This window comes from Devosia lucknowensis (genome assembly GCF_900177655.1).
In the GTDB taxonomy this organism is placed as follows: domain Bacteria; phylum Pseudomonadota; class Alphaproteobacteria; order Rhizobiales; family Devosiaceae; genus Devosia; species Devosia lucknowensis.
In genome coordinates this window covers 2,085,128-2,097,393 of the sequence record NZ_FXWK01000001.1, presented here as the reverse complement: position 1 = coordinate 2,097,393, position 12,266 = coordinate 2,085,128, and the positions used below count along the sequence as shown (strand labels likewise).

The window sequence follows — 12,266 nt, the reverse complement described above, 5'->3', positions numbered from 1 at the left end:
GGTTAGCGGATCCATTTGGGCGCGAAGCGCATGCGGGGCTGCGCCGGAAGGTGCCGCATCAGTCGCTGGTAGACGAGACCGAAGATGAAGAACACGATCAGCGAGACCATGAGGAAGTAGAGCGCCGCGACCGAAAAATGCAGGAACGCATTGAAGTCGCGCTCGAACAGGCCCTTGGCCGTAATCATCAATTCTCCCTGGCCTGAGAGCACCGGCAGGGCGAAGTAGACGATGGCGGTGGCGTGGAACAGGAAGACCACTTCGTTGGTGTAGGCGGGCCAGGCAAGGCGGATGAGATTGGGCCAGATCACCCTGGTGAACTGCTGCCGCCTGCTCATGCCATAGGCGCGCGCCGCCTCGACGGCACCACGGGGTACGGCCCGAAGCGCGCCGTAAAAAATCTCGGCCGTATAGGCCGCCGTGTTCAGGATGAGGACCAGAGGGCCCATGAACAGGGGATGGAGCACCACGCCCGACCATCCCATCGGCTTCCAGAGGCCGACATTGAGCGACAATGCCAGCGAATAGAACATGAAGAACTGGATGAAGAGCGGCGAGCCGCGGAACGCGTAGATATAGCCACGCGAGAGGCGGTTGATGAGCGGGTTCGGCGAGGCCTTGCCCAGGGCCAGGAATACGGCGAGCACGAAGCCTATCGGTATCGAGGCCAAGGCAAAATAGATGTTGAACAGAACTGCCGGCGCCATGATGGCCAGATCGTTGAAGAACCCGTCCATCAGGCCTGTGCCTCGCTGAGAATACCGCGACCGGCCCGGCGCATGATGGCTTCGAACGCACGCTCCGACAGCCAGGTGACGAGGATGTAGAAAACGAAGAGGACGAGGTAGTAGCGCCAGCGCCAGTCGTCATGCACGAGGCCGACCGAAGGCAGGAAATTGGGTGCGCCGAGGCGATCGGCCCAGAGCACGATGTCGGCGATCTGCAGCAGCGAAAGCAGCGAGGTGGCCTTGATGATCAGCATCCAGACATTGGAAAGGCCGGGGAGGGCATAGACCCACATCTGGCGGATATGGACGCGCCAGAGAACCTGCCGGGCCGACATGCCGAATGCCCGCGCCGCTTCGAGCTGTCCGGCAGGAACAGAGCGTAGCGCGCCATGGATCACGTTGGATGCGAAGGCCCCGTAGACGAGGCCGAGGGATACGCTGGCCAGGAGCAGGTATTCGGTGGTGCCGAGGAACCAGTTGGCTTCTCTGCAGGGCGGCCAGGGCGCGGTCTGCGCCGCGATCATCTCCGGGCTGCACACCTGCGTGGCGACCAGCCATTCCACGCCCTGCTCGAATGCTAGCGGAAAGAACAGGAAGAAAAGGACGTCGGGCACGCCCCGCACGATCGAGGAATAGAACCAGCCAATCATCCGGAACGGAAGAAAGCGAGAATTCTTGGCCGTGGCTCCAGCCAGGCCGAAGACGACCGCCAGCGCGCCGCCCATGAGGGCCGCGAAGATGGTGAACTGGAAGCTGGCATACCAGGTCAGGTGCTTGCCGTTGGTGAGGTAGCTGACCCAGAAGGCGATGTCGTCGAACATGCCGTCCTACATTCTGGTTGCCCCTCCCGTGGAGGGAGGGGCGTGAGTGGATCCGATTACTCGGCGAAATAGGGACCGCGGCCTTCGAACCACTGTGCGATCAGCTTGTCGACAGTGCCGTCGGCCTTGAGAGCGGTCAGCGCTTCATCGACCTTGGCCTTGAGGTCCGCATCGTCCTTGCGCAGGCCTGCACCGACGCCGTTGCCGATCATCACGTCTTCGCCCACGAAAACGATGGCGTCGGGCGAGGCCGCAACGACCGGCTCGAGGTAAGCGCCATCGGCGAGGATGGTGTCGAGATTGCCGGCCATCAGGTCGGCCATTGCCTGGTCAGCCGTCGAGAAGGTCACCACGGTGTTGCCCGAAGCGAGGTTTTCCTCGGCATAGGCAGCCTGGATCGTGCCACCCTGGACGCCAATGCGCGCGCCCGAAAGATTGGCGGGATCAACCGTGTCACCGGCAGGCGCAACGAACTTGGACGGATCGGGCGGGAAGTAGTTCTGCGAGAAGTCGATGGTCTCGAGGCGCTCGTCGGTGATCGACATGCCAGCCATGATCAGGTCGTAGTTGCCGGCGAGCAGGTTGGGGATGATCGAATCCCAGTCGTTGATGATCCATTCGCAAGACAGGCTGGCCTTCTCGCAGATGGCATTGCCGAGGTCGATTTCGAAGCCAGCCGGCGCGCCGGAATCGTTGAGGAAATTCCACGGCGCATAGGCGCCTTCGGTGGCAATGCGCACGGTTTCCTGTGCGAATGCAGGAGTGCCGAGAGCGAGGACGGCCGTGGCCGCGAGCATCAACTTCTTCATGGTTGTTCTCCGTTTTGTTTTACGTCTGCATTGTCGCCCGGCATTCCGGGTCGTTTCTCAATGCCGTCAGGCATGGCTGGCGGCATTCAGGAATTGCTTGAGGCGCGCCGATTGTGTGGCGCCGAAAACCTGTGCGGGTGTCCCCTGTTCCTCGATGTGGCCCTGGTGCAGGAAGATGACATGGTCTGAGACAGATCGAGCAAAGTCCATGTCGTGGGTCACGAGGATCATTGTGCGACCCTCGTCGGCGAGCAGCTTGATGACGCGCAGAACTTCGACTTCCAGTTCGGGGTCGAGTGCCGATGTCGGCTCGTCGAACAGCATGACGCGCGGATTGACGCAGAGTGCGCGGGCAATGGCGGCTCGCTGCTGCTGGCCGCCCGAAAGCTGGGCCGGGTAGGCATCTGCCTTGGAGCCGATGCCGACCTTGTCGAGCATGGCGCGCGCTTCGGCTTCCACCTCGGACCGCGCCCGTCTTTGCACGACCAGAGGCGCTTCCATGACGTTTTCGAGGATGGTCATGTGCGCCCAGAGATTGAACGACTGGAACACCATTCCCAATTCGGAGCGAATGCGGCGGATCTGGTTTTCGTCCGCGATGCGACGGGTCTGGCCCGACCCGGACAGGGCAATGGCTTCGCCGTCGATCAGCACGTCGCCCTGATCGGGCACTTCGAGCATGTTGATGCAGCGCAGCAGGGTCGACTTGCCTGAGCCGGACGAACCGATCAGCGAAATGACCTGTCCCTCTCGCGCTTCAAAGGAGATGCCCTTGAGCACTTCAAGCGCGCCAAACGACTTGTGAATTTCGCGCAGTACGACGACCGGCGACGCCCCCGCCTTGGCGGGTTCAGCATGCTGCATGCTCACCTTCGGCCCCTTGCAGGGCCCTTCCTGACCGGCGATCGCCTTATTTCGCTGGCAATCTTGACCGTCTGGTAGAAAACCAGAAGCGAGTGAGATAGCAAGCAAAAAAGCGGGTTTTGCCCGCCCAGGCGAAAAGGGAGCATGATGTTTTTTGCGGCCTCCAAAGCATTCTGGCTGTTTGCCCAACCGGTCAGCCTCGTGCTGCTTCTCCTCCTGGCCGGTCTTGCCTTCCTGATCCTGAAGAAGCGCCGAATGGCGATCGCATCATTGTCGCTGGCCGCTACGGCTCAGTTTCTGGTCGGTTTCACCAGCCTCGGCTATGTCCTGATTCAGCCGCTCGAGGATCGGTTCGAGCAACCCAGTGAACTGCCGACGAATGTCGGTGCGATCGTGGTGCTGGGCGGGGCCACCATGGCAAGGCCAAGCAGCGCGCGCGGTGTCGCCGAGCTCAACCAGGCAGGCGATCGCCTGACGACGACGTTGTGGCTGGCCCAGAGATATCCTGACGCCAGGGTGATCCTCAGTGGGGGCGGGGGTTTCCTGATGGGTGAGACCGAGAGCGAGGCCGAAACGATGCGCCGGTTCTTCACGAGCTTCGGCATTGCTGACGACCGGTTGATGCTCGAGGGAAATTCCATGAACACGGACGAAAATGCGAGCTTCACGCGCGCGATGATCGATCAGGCCGAAGACGGTGCGAGAGCGGTGCTTCTGGTCACGTCCGCCTTCCATATGCCCCGTTCGATCGGCATCTTCAGGAAGCAAGGTATTGCTGTCATGCCCTGGCCGACCGACTATCGAAGTTCAGGACGTCAAGGTTTCGAGCTCGATATCGCCAATCCGAACCAGAACCTCGAGACTGCGACGGTCGCGGTTCGAGAGTGGATCGGACTTCTCGCCTATCACCTGACCGGACGGACCGACGACCTGTTTCCCGCCCAATAAAAAAATGGCGCCGAGTGGGCGCCATTTTCTTTAAATCGTTATCGACCGTCAGGTCCTGCGGAACAGGCCGACGACCAGGGAAATGACCAGGAAGGCCAAGAACAGGAAGAACAGGATCTGCGCGATACCTGCCGAAGCGCCGGCAATACCACCGAAGCCAAGAACACCTGCAATCAGCGCGATCACCAGGAAGACAAGAGCATAGTACAGCATGGGAAACTCCATGATTAGAAACTTGCCATATCAACGCGGTGCTTGGGCTGGCGGTTCCGGCAGCAATGAAAAAGGCCGGCTGGAGCCGGCCTTGATCGGATAACGGGATTTCAGGCTCACGCTGCGGCGCGTGAACCCTCGTCGAAAAACAGAGCCTGGCTGATCAGCGCCTTCACCATTTCAGGGTTGAAGGGCTTGGTCACGAGGAAGGTCGGCTCGGGACGTTCGCCGGTCAACAAGCGCTCAGGGAAGGCAGTGATGAAGATTACCGGGACAGAGTGGGTATTGAGGATGTCGTTCACCGCGTCGATGCCCGAGCTACCATCGGCCAGCTGAATATCCGCAAGGATCATGCGCGGCTGGGTCTGGTTGAACAGATTGACTGCTTCCTTGTGGGTCCGCGCAATGCTCACGACCTTATGGCCAAGACTTTCGACCATCTGCTCGATATCCATAGCGATCAGCGGTTCGTCTTCGATGATCATGATCTCGGTCGCAACCTGGCGGGAGATATCGGTCGACGCCTGGTCGAGGAGTTCGGCGAATTCTGCTTCGCTGCTGTTCAGGATTTCGGCGGCCTGTGCATGGGTGAAACCTTCAACCGCAACAAGCAGGAAGGCCTGACGCGGAAGTGGCGCCAAATTGGCAAGGTTCGCCGCAGCGCGCTGTTCCCAGGCAAAGCTCGAGGACGGCTGCGGAATGGTCACTGCCGAGGACGAAAACAGGGCGGAGAAGAGCTTGTAGAGCGAGATGCGATCGCTGGACGCTTCAGGAAAGAGCGAAATATCGGCGATCAGGGCTTCAAGCGTGGCGGCAACATAAGCATCGCCCGAGGTCTGCGAGCCTGTTACCGCGCGGGAAAAACGGCGCAGGTAGGGCAGGTGCGGGGCGATCCGCGTGGACAATGACATAGACGAAACTCCCAAGATGACGCTTTAGTTCAGGACCTCACGAAGGCAGAAAACGCCGCCTTCCGATAAAAGTTCCAGCAGGTTGGAACTTTTATGCAAACGGCGCATTTCTGGGTCTGAAGTGCTAGCGGTTTCATGGACTGAGCGGTCGAAGGCGGAATGACAAAGGATGATCTGGTGACGCAGCAACGTGTGCGGATGCAGGCGGGGCGGGCGGAAGATGGGCTTGGTCCGACAACGGACATAGGCTCGCGTCTGCGCGCGCTATACGGTGCTGTCCAGGACGAAGGGGTCCCGGACCAACTGCTCGACCTGCTCGAGAAGCTGGACAATGCCGAGCAAGCGCAAGGCAGCAAGCAGAACAGCAAGGGTGGGGAGTAACCGCATGAGTGCGGAAGGAACCTCGTTCAAGCGCGAGATGCTTGCGACTCTACCCAGCCTGCGCGCGTTTGCTGTTTCGCTGACAGGCAAGCACGACAAGGCCGACGATCTGGTCCAGGACACCGTCATGAAAGCCTGGGCCAAGCAGTCCAGTTTCGAGATGGGCACCAATATCAAGGCTTGGCTTTTCACCATCCTGCGCAATGAATTCTACAGCCAGATGCGTAAACGCGGCCGCGAAGTTCAGGACAGCGATGGTGTTTTCACCGAGCGTCTTGCCGTGCATCCGTCTCAATACGGCTCCATGGATCTGGAAGATTTCAAGGCAGCGCTGTCGAAGCTCCCGGATGATCAGCGCGAAGCAATCATCCTGATCGGTGCGTCCGGCTTCTCCTACGAGGAGGCGGCGGCGATCTGTGAGTGTGCGGTGGGAACCATGAAAAGCCGCGTCAGCCGCGCGCGGACGCGCCTGACCGAACTGCTCAAGATCAGTGGCGAGTCCGATTATGGTCCGGACGCCGTTTCCGCTCAGGTCACGTCCGGCAACGGGTTCTGATCGAGCCGCAGACGGATTGCCCGGATTATGTCATCGTCCGGGACTGGCTTGACAATCACTGGGGTGCCGGGAAGTTCCGGCACGCCTTCGCGTAGGCGAAAGTCGGCGGTGATGCCGACGATGGGTATGCCGCGCGAATGAAGCTTGCGCGCCAGCTCGAACGAGGCCGGGCGGTGCAGTTCCAGTTCGATGATCGCCAGTCCAACCAGGGACAACGCGTCATCGTCCTGAGCGTCCCGCGGATTGCCGGCGATGGTGATGTGAGCAGCGTCGAGCGTTTCGAGAACGGACTGGATGCTCAGCGCGATGATGATTTCGGTCTCGACAACGAGAACCGTGCGTCCGGCAAGCATGTATCCGCCTTCATCCGTGGAAGCACTTCATCGCGGTTACCGACCGAGAAGTCATTTAACTTTGACATGCGGGAACACGCTTGGGCGGCCGTGCGTTTGAGCCTCCGAATTCCAAAGCGTCAGGAAATCTCGTGAGTCTTGTTCTTCCATCAACGGGGCGGCGAGTGCCCTGCGAACAATGTCCGTTGCGTCCCTTGCCGACGTTCCGCGACTTCACCGTACCGGAGTTGAAGTTCGTTTCGAGTTTCAAGACCGGTGAGATGACTGCCGAGCCCGGCGCGGCGATCGTCTCGGAGGGCGCCCACAGCGCCCACCTTTACACCGTGCTCTCGGGATGGGCATTCCGCTTCAAGACCCTTGATGATGGACGACGGCAAATTCTCAACTATCTGCTGCCCGGTGACCTTGTCGGGCTGCAGGGTTCGATCATCGGTGAGATGGAACACTCGGTGGAAGCCCTTTCGCCGCTCGTGCTCTGCGTGTTCCAGCGGGATCGGCTGGACGAGCTTTTCCGCAACCATCCAGGACTTGGTTTCGATGTTACTTGGCTTGCGTCCCGGGAAGAGCGCATGCTGGACGATCATCTGCTCAGCCTGGGTCGACGTACGGCAATAGAGCGGGCGGCCTACCTACTGGCCTTCCTGCATGAACGTGCGATTGCCGTCGGACTTGGGAAGGGCAATGTGCAGATCCCTCTCACCCAGCAACATGTGGCCGATACGCTCGGGCTCTCGATCGTTCACACCAACAAGACGTTGCGCAAGTTGACGAACAGGGGTCTCATCCGCTGGCTCGGCCGCAGCTGCGAGATTCTGGATGCCGGCGAGCTGGCGCGCGTTGCAGGCTGGGATGGACCAGCCGAACGTGTTCGACCGCTGATCTGAGAGGCCTCAATGCTGCCACCGGCACACTGCATTGCTAGCCGAGGCTCCGGACCTTACCGCGCCGTGAGCAGGAGATGAGCGTCTTGACCGATCGTGCGCGCAGCCCGGAGGCCATCAGGCTCGGCAAGCGAGGCACCAGACGCCTTGCTGTCTGGGTTTCGCTCGGCTTGCTGTGCCTGGCCGCTGTCGCCGCATTGCTGATGATGCAGGGCATAGATCGCCAGCTCAACGACATTACCAAGACCTATGCCGTGCGCAACGCGGCGCGCGAGCTGACGCACGCGCTCAGCCAGGCCGAGGCCAGCCAACGGGGCTACCTGCTGACCGCCGACCGGCAGTTCCTGCAGCTGTATCGCGATGCCGTGTCCGGTCTCGATCAGCGCGTGTCCACCCTGTTGGAAATGACCGCCGATGATGATGCGCAAAGCCGCCGCGTCATCAGCATCACGGGCGACATCGCCACCAAGCTGGCCGAAATGAACCGCACCGTGGAGCTCGTGAACACCGAACGCAGTGAAGAAGCGCAAACGCTGACCGAAACGGGCATGGGCGCCCGCCTGATGGCGGAAGTCAGCAGGACGCTCGAAGACTTCATTGCGGAAGAAGACATCAAACTTGAAACCCGTAACCAGGCGATCGATACGACCCGTACAGGGCTCGTCGCAGCGCTGATCGCGGCGCTTTGCGCAGCGGCGATCCTGGCCTATGCGTTGCTGATGCGTACGCAGAGACAGGTGAGCGCGCTGGCGCAGAGGCAGCACGGCCTTGTGACGCAGAATGAGGCTCTCGAAGCAGAAGTGGCTGCTCGCACGAGAGATATCGAAGAAGCGCGCGCTTACGCCGAACGCGAGCGGCAACGCGTCGAAGCCTTGCTGCAGGATACAAATCACCGGATCGGCAATTCGCTCGCGACCGTCTCGTCGCTTCTGGCACTGCAGATGATCCGCAGCAAGTCCGAGGCCGTCCGCACGGCTCTGGAGGCCGCCCGGTTACGGGTGCACGCGGTTGCGTCAGCGCATCGGCGGCTGAGACTGGGCAGCGACCTCGAGCGGGCGAGTGCTGACGAGTTCCTGGCAGCGGTGCTGGAAGATATTGCCGAGACCCAGACCGATGGCGGGCGCATTCTCCTCAGCGGGCAGATCGATGCCATCGAGGTCAGCGCGCGTGACGCGACCACCCTTGGCATTCTCGTTGGGGAGCTGGTCACCAACGCGCTCAAATATGCCTTCCCCGACGAACGGCGTGGTGAGATCAACGTCACTTTGAAGCTGGACGACCGCGACGTGCCGGTGCTCATCGTGCGCGACAATGGTGTGGGCATGCCCGCACCGGCCGGGGATTCCGAGCAAGGCCTCGGTTCGGTCATCATCCGACAATTGTCCGAGCAATTCGGCGGCCTGCCGGACTATACCGTCCCCGAAGGCGGAGGAACCAAGGTGACAATCCTGTTGCCGGAATTGACCAAGCCGGTGGTTATGGCGGGGGACCGAACGCTTTGAAAATCCGCGCCATTCTCAACCGGGACGGTGGGACGCTCCGCACCATGAACCTCGAGGAGTTCGCCAGGCGGGCCGAGGCACTCTATGCGCAGGAGGGACATGCCCTCCAATGCCGGATCGTGCCTGGGAAATCGGTTGAAGCGGAGTTGCGGAGGGCCAACCAGGATTCTGATGTCGAAGCCATCATTGCCGGTGGTGGAGACGGTACCATTTCCACGGCGGCCGCCATGGCGTTCCGTAGCGGCAAGCCGCTTGCCGTCCTGCCTGCCGGCACGATGAACCTGTTCGCGCGAGCACTCGGCATGCCGCTCGATCTCGACGGGGCGCTGCTGGCAATTGCCCGAGGCCGCCTGGACCGTATCGACATCGCGACGGCGAACGGCCGTCCGTTCGTGCATCAATTTGGTGTGGGCATCCATGCCCGCCTGGTGCGCATCCGCAATGGCATGGTCTATCGCGGGCGGGTGGGAAAAATGCTGGCAAGCCTGCGCGCCATTGCCGCCGCGGCTTTAGACCCGCCACGCTTTGAAATGGAACTGCATACTGAAAAGGGCGATCGCACCGTGACGGCGTCCGGACTGGCGGTGTCCAACAATCCGCTCGACGACAGTCCCGTCCCGGTTGCGGAGTCGCTCAAATCTGGACGGCTGGGAGTCTATGTCGCAAAGACAGTGACGACCGGAGAGCTGCTCAGCCTTGCTCTCGACGTGATGACCGGCCGGTGGCGGGCTAACCCGGTGGTGAGTGAAACCGAGGTTCGCGACCTGGTGCTGCGCTTTCCGAAACGGAAGCGCGGCACATTTGCGGTGCTTGATGGCGAGCTGATCGATCTCGAAACCGCAGTCACTTTGCAAATACATCCGCTGGCACTATCGGTGATAATGCCAGCGGCGCAGATCCGTTCAGAAACCTAGTCGCGCTTGTTGTCGCGAAGCAGGGCAATGGCGGCAATCGCTGCCGCTGGCAGGCCCAGACGAAGGATCGCGGGAGACTTCGCCAGCAACGGCAGGGCCGTCAGAGCGGCGGTGGTCAGGAATGCCCCGCTCTCGCTGGCACGCCGCTTTTCGGCCAGTTCACGCTGTCGCTTGTTCCGACCCACCATCGACCCGAGATAGACCGCGAGCGCGAGCAGCAGGAACACACCGGCCATGATCTGCGCCGCTGCGAGCGGACCGAATTCGTCAGCCAGAACCATGAACCCGGCTGCCAGAAGGAAGCCGATGGCAATAGCGGAAAACAAGCCGATCAAGCCGTAGACGAGCGCCATGGCTTTGGCGCGCGCCGCGATCCCCTCGACCTCCAGGCCGAGGAGTGCTGCAAGAGGGCCAATCAAACCCATGACTAGTGCCGGGTGAGAAGGGCGAAAACGAAGCCGATGCCAGCTGCCGCAGCCACTGCGGTGAGGGGCTTCTCGCGGATGCTGTCCTTGAGCTGCTTTTCGACTTCGCCGGCCTGATCCTGAGCTTCGCTGAGAAGCTGTTCGCCCTTGGCCTGCAGATGGCGCATCTCGGTCTTGGCAATAGCACGCGCTTCGCCGACCTTGTCGCCAGTGAGCTTGGCGAGCGTATCGGTGATGGCCTTCAGGTCATCCTGCAGCTGTGCCACCTGTGCTTCGAGCTGGCGTTCGCGCGTATCGGCGACAGCGCCACGCACACTGGCTTCAGTTGCGGCTGCTGCCTTTGCGGCGCGGGCGCCGGTTGCGGACTTGCGGCGAGTGGGTGCCATATCGGATGTGGTAGCCATGTGGACGCTCCTTTTCGTTGTCTCAATAACGCGATGGATGTGGCCAAGTTCCCTTGCACCGGCCTGCAAAAAGTAGTCCCGACAAGCGATTGCCTGCCGGGACTAAAGGCGCGGACCGTCAGGGGGCGACCGTTGGTCCGCTTAAGGCACATTCCGTTTATGGAATTCCAGAGGGACCTGGCGTGCCTGTTCGCACGTTCTGCGCTAGATGCGGCCCATAAGCACCAGGATCAGCACCACGACCAGAACGACACCGAGAATGCCGGACGGGAAGTATCCGAACCCTCGCGAATAGCCCCAGTTCGGCAAGGCGCCGATCAGCAGCAGAATAAGAATGATGATGAGAATTGTGCCAAGTGTCATGAAACCCTCCTGAAACCCAAGGCTTGGTGCGCCGTCTGACCCTAGATCAGCGCTACCAGCAGCGCGGTAGCCGTTGCCAGGATCAATGACGCTGGCAGGAGAGCGACGGCCACTTCAGCAAAGCGCGGCTGATGGTTCAGCACGTCATCACCCCATACGGCGGTGGTTGCACGGGCTGACTTTTCATACGGCTTGAGCTGAGAGTGGTTCATGTTCTTCTCCTGCGACCCGGGGTGCCGGATCTATCCTGGCGGGACTTTCGAACCGCGTGCGATATGAACGGAGAAGTATTCGAATTGGTTCCGCCGCCGCGCTATTCGACCCTCACGACATCCACAGACTGGCGAGTTTCGTGGGAGCCGTGGGTTCGCAGGACGCCGACGATCGGCGAAATGTCGGCATAGTCCCGGCCTGAGCCGATGGAAATATGGTCGGGTCCGGCGACCATGGCGTTGGTTGGGTCGAACTCCACCCAGCCAAGGCTTTTGCCGCACCACGCACGGACCCATGCATGCATGGCGTCCGCGCCTTCGAGGCGTGGTTTTCCCGGGGGAGGGTTGGTGCGCAGGAAACCGGACACATATCCCGCCGGTATGCCCAGCCCGCGCAGTCCGGCGATCATGACGTGCGCAAAATCCTGGCAGACACCCTTGCGCAATGCGAAGGCTTCGGCTGGCCGGGTTTCGACATCTGTCGCCTTGGGATCGTACTGGAAGTCCTTGTGTATCGCCATGCAGAGGGCTGTAACCGCTTCGAGCGTGGTCTGCGTGCCTGAGGTGACATCCGTCGCGTAGGCGGTGATTTCGGGTACGACCTGCACGCGCGGCGACGCTGCGAGGAAGTGCTGCGGGCTCTCGGGGGAAATGGACCAGTATTGCGCGATTTCACGAGCCAGCTCCGCCAGGGGTGGCGAGAGGTCCGCAGGCGGCGTGAGATCTTCGACGTAAACCCGCGCCGAAAGCTTTATCGTCAGCTTTTCATGCGGCTCGACCATGGTGATGGCGGTCACCGCATTGCCGAAAAAGTCGAGAAAGGCCGTCTGTCGCGCGGGCCTGGGATCGACGGTCAAAGAGGCGGCAATGACGCGCTGAATACCTTGCACGGTCGTCGGAGCGACACGGATGTGATGGCGGCCGCCATGAACGGGCGCATCGTAGTCGTATTCGAGCGTCATGCGGATGTCGTAAAGCATC

At 61.1% G+C, this 12,266-nt stretch carries 18 protein-coding genes; 6 read left to right on the top strand and 12 right to left on the bottom strand.

Annotation, left to right across the window (positions count from 1 at the left end; all coding sequences use genetic code 11):
* Nucleotides 1-2: 2 nt before the first annotated feature.
* From CCK88_RS10345 to CCK88_RS10330, 4 genes are all read right to left on the bottom strand, one after another.
* Complete coding sequence (locus tag CCK88_RS10345) at nt 3-737, bottom strand: ABC transporter permease subunit (protein WP_086470349.1); 735 nt, start codon at nt 735-737, stop codon at nt 3-5.
* On the bottom strand, nt 737-1,549 hold the full coding sequence (locus tag CCK88_RS10340; protein ID WP_086470348.1) for an ABC transporter permease subunit: 813 nt from the start codon (nt 1,547-1,549) through the stop codon (nt 737-739). Before CCK88_RS10340 ends, CCK88_RS10345 begins: the two co-directional genes overlap by 1 nt.
* A 56-nt stretch (nt 1,550-1,605) precedes the next feature.
* Entirely contained in the window at nt 1,606-2,358 is a 753-nt protein-coding gene (locus CCK88_RS10335; protein WP_086470347.1) for a transporter substrate-binding domain-containing protein, read from the bottom strand.
* Between the two features lie 66 nt (nt 2,359-2,424).
* Nucleotides 2,425-3,222: an ABC transporter ATP-binding protein gene (locus CCK88_RS10330; RefSeq protein WP_086470909.1), complete on the bottom strand. Its 798-nt coding sequence runs from the start codon at nt 3,220-3,222 to the stop codon at nt 2,425-2,427.
* 144 nt (nt 3,223-3,366) lie between these two features.
* On the opposite strand from CCK88_RS10330, the gene CCK88_RS10325 reads away from it, so the two are divergent.
* Entirely contained in the window at nt 3,367-4,170 is an 804-nt protein-coding gene (locus tag CCK88_RS10325) for a YdcF family protein (RefSeq protein WP_244557469.1), read from the top strand.
* 48 nt (nt 4,171-4,218) lie between these two features.
* Here CCK88_RS10325 and CCK88_RS10320 read toward each other — a convergent pair whose 3' ends face one another.
* Together CCK88_RS10320 and CCK88_RS10315 are read right to left on the bottom strand one after the other, a co-directional pair.
* Nucleotides 4,219-4,383 (bottom strand): DUF1328 domain-containing protein, encoded by a 165-nt coding sequence (locus tag CCK88_RS10320; RefSeq protein WP_086470907.1) that lies wholly within the window; start codon nt 4,381-4,383, stop codon nt 4,219-4,221.
* Between the two features lie 116 nt (nt 4,384-4,499).
* Entirely contained in the window at nt 4,500-5,294 is a 795-nt protein-coding gene (locus tag CCK88_RS10315) for a response regulator (protein ID WP_086470346.1), read from the bottom strand.
* A gap of 177 nt (nt 5,295-5,471) precedes the next feature.
* On the opposite strand from CCK88_RS10315, the gene CCK88_RS10310 reads away from it, so the two are divergent.
* The gene (locus CCK88_RS10310; RefSeq protein ID WP_425290618.1) at nt 5,472-5,675 is read left to right on the top strand and encodes a NepR family anti-sigma factor; all 204 of its coding nucleotides are present in this window, start codon (nt 5,472-5,474) and stop codon (nt 5,673-5,675) included.
* A 4-nt stretch (nt 5,676-5,679) separates the two neighbouring features.
* The gene (locus tag CCK88_RS10305) at nt 5,680-6,231 is read left to right on the top strand and encodes an RNA polymerase sigma factor (protein ID WP_086470344.1); all 552 of its coding nucleotides are present in this window, start codon (nt 5,680-5,682) and stop codon (nt 6,229-6,231) included.
* On the opposite strand, the gene CCK88_RS10300 is transcribed toward CCK88_RS10305, so the two are convergent.
* Complete coding sequence (locus CCK88_RS10300) at nt 6,204-6,584, bottom strand: response regulator (RefSeq protein WP_086470343.1); 381 nt, start codon at nt 6,582-6,584, stop codon at nt 6,204-6,206. The genes CCK88_RS10305 and CCK88_RS10300 overlap by 28 nt on opposite strands.
* A gap of 131 nt (nt 6,585-6,715) precedes the next feature.
* Here CCK88_RS10300 and CCK88_RS10295 point away from each other — a divergent pair, with 131 nt between their 5' ends.
* The 3 genes from CCK88_RS10295 (at nt 6,716) to CCK88_RS10285 (ending at nt 9,881) form a co-directional block, all read left to right on the top strand.
* Entirely contained in the window at nt 6,716-7,468 is a 753-nt protein-coding gene (locus CCK88_RS10295) for a Crp/Fnr family transcriptional regulator (protein ID WP_086470342.1), read from the top strand.
* Between the two features lie 83 nt (nt 7,469-7,551).
* The gene (locus CCK88_RS10290) at nt 7,552-8,967 is read left to right on the top strand and encodes a sensor histidine kinase (RefSeq protein WP_170926426.1); all 1,416 of its coding nucleotides are present in this window, start codon (nt 7,552-7,554) and stop codon (nt 8,965-8,967) included.
* Nucleotides 8,964-9,881 carry a diacylglycerol/lipid kinase family protein gene (locus tag CCK88_RS10285; protein WP_140048959.1) on the top strand — a complete coding sequence of 306 codons (918 nt, stop codon included), beginning with the start codon at nt 8,964-8,966 and terminating at the stop codon, nt 9,879-9,881. Before CCK88_RS10290 ends, CCK88_RS10285 begins: the two co-directional genes overlap by 4 nt.
* Here the strand turns inward: CCK88_RS10285 and CCK88_RS10280 are convergent.
* The 5 genes from CCK88_RS10280 to CCK88_RS10265 all read right to left on the bottom strand — a co-directional run bounded on the left by CCK88_RS10280 (nt 9,878) and on the right by CCK88_RS10265 (nt 12,265).
* Nucleotides 9,878-10,306, bottom strand: coding sequence for a hypothetical protein (locus CCK88_RS10280; RefSeq protein ID WP_086470339.1), 429 nt, complete (start codon nt 10,304-10,306; stop codon nt 9,878-9,880). The genes CCK88_RS10285 and CCK88_RS10280 overlap by 4 nt on opposite strands.
* Nucleotides 10,307-10,308: 2 nt before the next feature.
* Nucleotides 10,309-10,710, bottom strand: a complete 402-nt coding sequence (locus CCK88_RS10275; protein ID WP_086470338.1) for an ElaB/YgaM/YqjD family protein — start codon at nt 10,708-10,710, stop codon at nt 10,309-10,311.
* A 204-nt stretch (nt 10,711-10,914) separates the two neighbouring features.
* Entirely contained in the window at nt 10,915-11,073 is a 159-nt protein-coding gene (locus CCK88_RS10270) for a DUF3309 family protein (RefSeq protein WP_084620373.1), read from the bottom strand.
* Between the two features lie 41 nt (nt 11,074-11,114).
* Nucleotides 11,115-11,285 carry a hypothetical protein gene (locus CCK88_RS18440; protein WP_170926425.1) on the bottom strand — a complete coding sequence of 57 codons (171 nt, stop codon included), beginning with the start codon at nt 11,283-11,285 and terminating at the stop codon, nt 11,115-11,117.
* A gap of 101 nt (nt 11,286-11,386) precedes the next feature.
* Complete coding sequence (locus tag CCK88_RS10265) at nt 11,387-12,265, bottom strand: transglutaminase family protein (RefSeq protein WP_086470337.1); 879 nt, start codon at nt 12,263-12,265, stop codon at nt 11,387-11,389.
* Nucleotide 12,266: the final 1 nt, after the last annotated feature.

Excerpts from the sequence above, each read along its gene's own strand:
- CCK88_RS10275 (WP_086470338.1), bottom strand. The coding sequence starts at position 10,710 with ATGGCTACCACATCCGATATGGCACCCACTCGCCGCAAGTCCGCAACC.
- CCK88_RS10265 (WP_086470337.1), bottom strand. The coding sequence starts at position 12,265 with ATGCTTTACGACATCCGCATGACGCTCGAATACGACTACGATGCGCCC.
- CCK88_RS18440 (WP_170926425.1), bottom strand. The coding sequence starts at position 11,285 with ATGAACCACTCTCAGCTCAAGCCGTATGAAAAGTCAGCCCGTGCAACC.
- CCK88_RS10320 (WP_086470907.1), bottom strand. The coding sequence starts at position 4,383 with ATGCTGTACTATGCTCTTGTCTTCCTGGTGATCGCGCTGATTGCAGGT.
- CCK88_RS10305 (WP_086470344.1), top strand. The coding sequence starts at position 5,680 with ATGAGTGCGGAAGGAACCTCGTTCAAGCGCGAGATGCTTGCGACTCTA.
- CCK88_RS10325 (WP_244557469.1), top strand. The coding sequence starts at position 3,367 with ATGATGTTTTTTGCGGCCTCCAAAGCATTCTGGCTGTTTGCCCAACCG.
- CCK88_RS10300 (WP_086470343.1), bottom strand. The coding sequence starts at position 6,584 with ATGCTTGCCGGACGCACGGTTCTCGTTGTCGAGACCGAAATCATCATC.
- CCK88_RS10345 (WP_086470349.1), bottom strand. The coding sequence starts at position 737 with ATGGACGGGTTCTTCAACGATCTGGCCATCATGGCGCCGGCAGTTCTG.
- CCK88_RS10335 (WP_086470347.1), bottom strand. The coding sequence starts at position 2,358 with ATGAAGAAGTTGATGCTCGCGGCCACGGCCGTCCTCGCTCTCGGCACT.
- CCK88_RS10270 (WP_084620373.1), bottom strand. The coding sequence starts at position 11,073 with ATGACACTTGGCACAATTCTCATCATCATTCTTATTCTGCTGCTGATC.
- CCK88_RS10280 (WP_086470339.1), bottom strand. The coding sequence starts at position 10,306 with ATGGGTTTGATTGGCCCTCTTGCAGCACTCCTCGGCCTGGAGGTCGAG.
- CCK88_RS10315 (WP_086470346.1), bottom strand. The coding sequence starts at position 5,294 with ATGTCATTGTCCACGCGGATCGCCCCGCACCTGCCCTACCTGCGCCGT.
- CCK88_RS10330 (WP_086470909.1), bottom strand. The coding sequence starts at position 3,222 with ATGCAGCATGCTGAACCCGCCAAGGCGGGGGCGTCGCCGGTCGTCGTA.
- CCK88_RS10340 (WP_086470348.1), bottom strand. The coding sequence starts at position 1,549 with ATGTTCGACGACATCGCCTTCTGGGTCAGCTACCTCACCAACGGCAAG.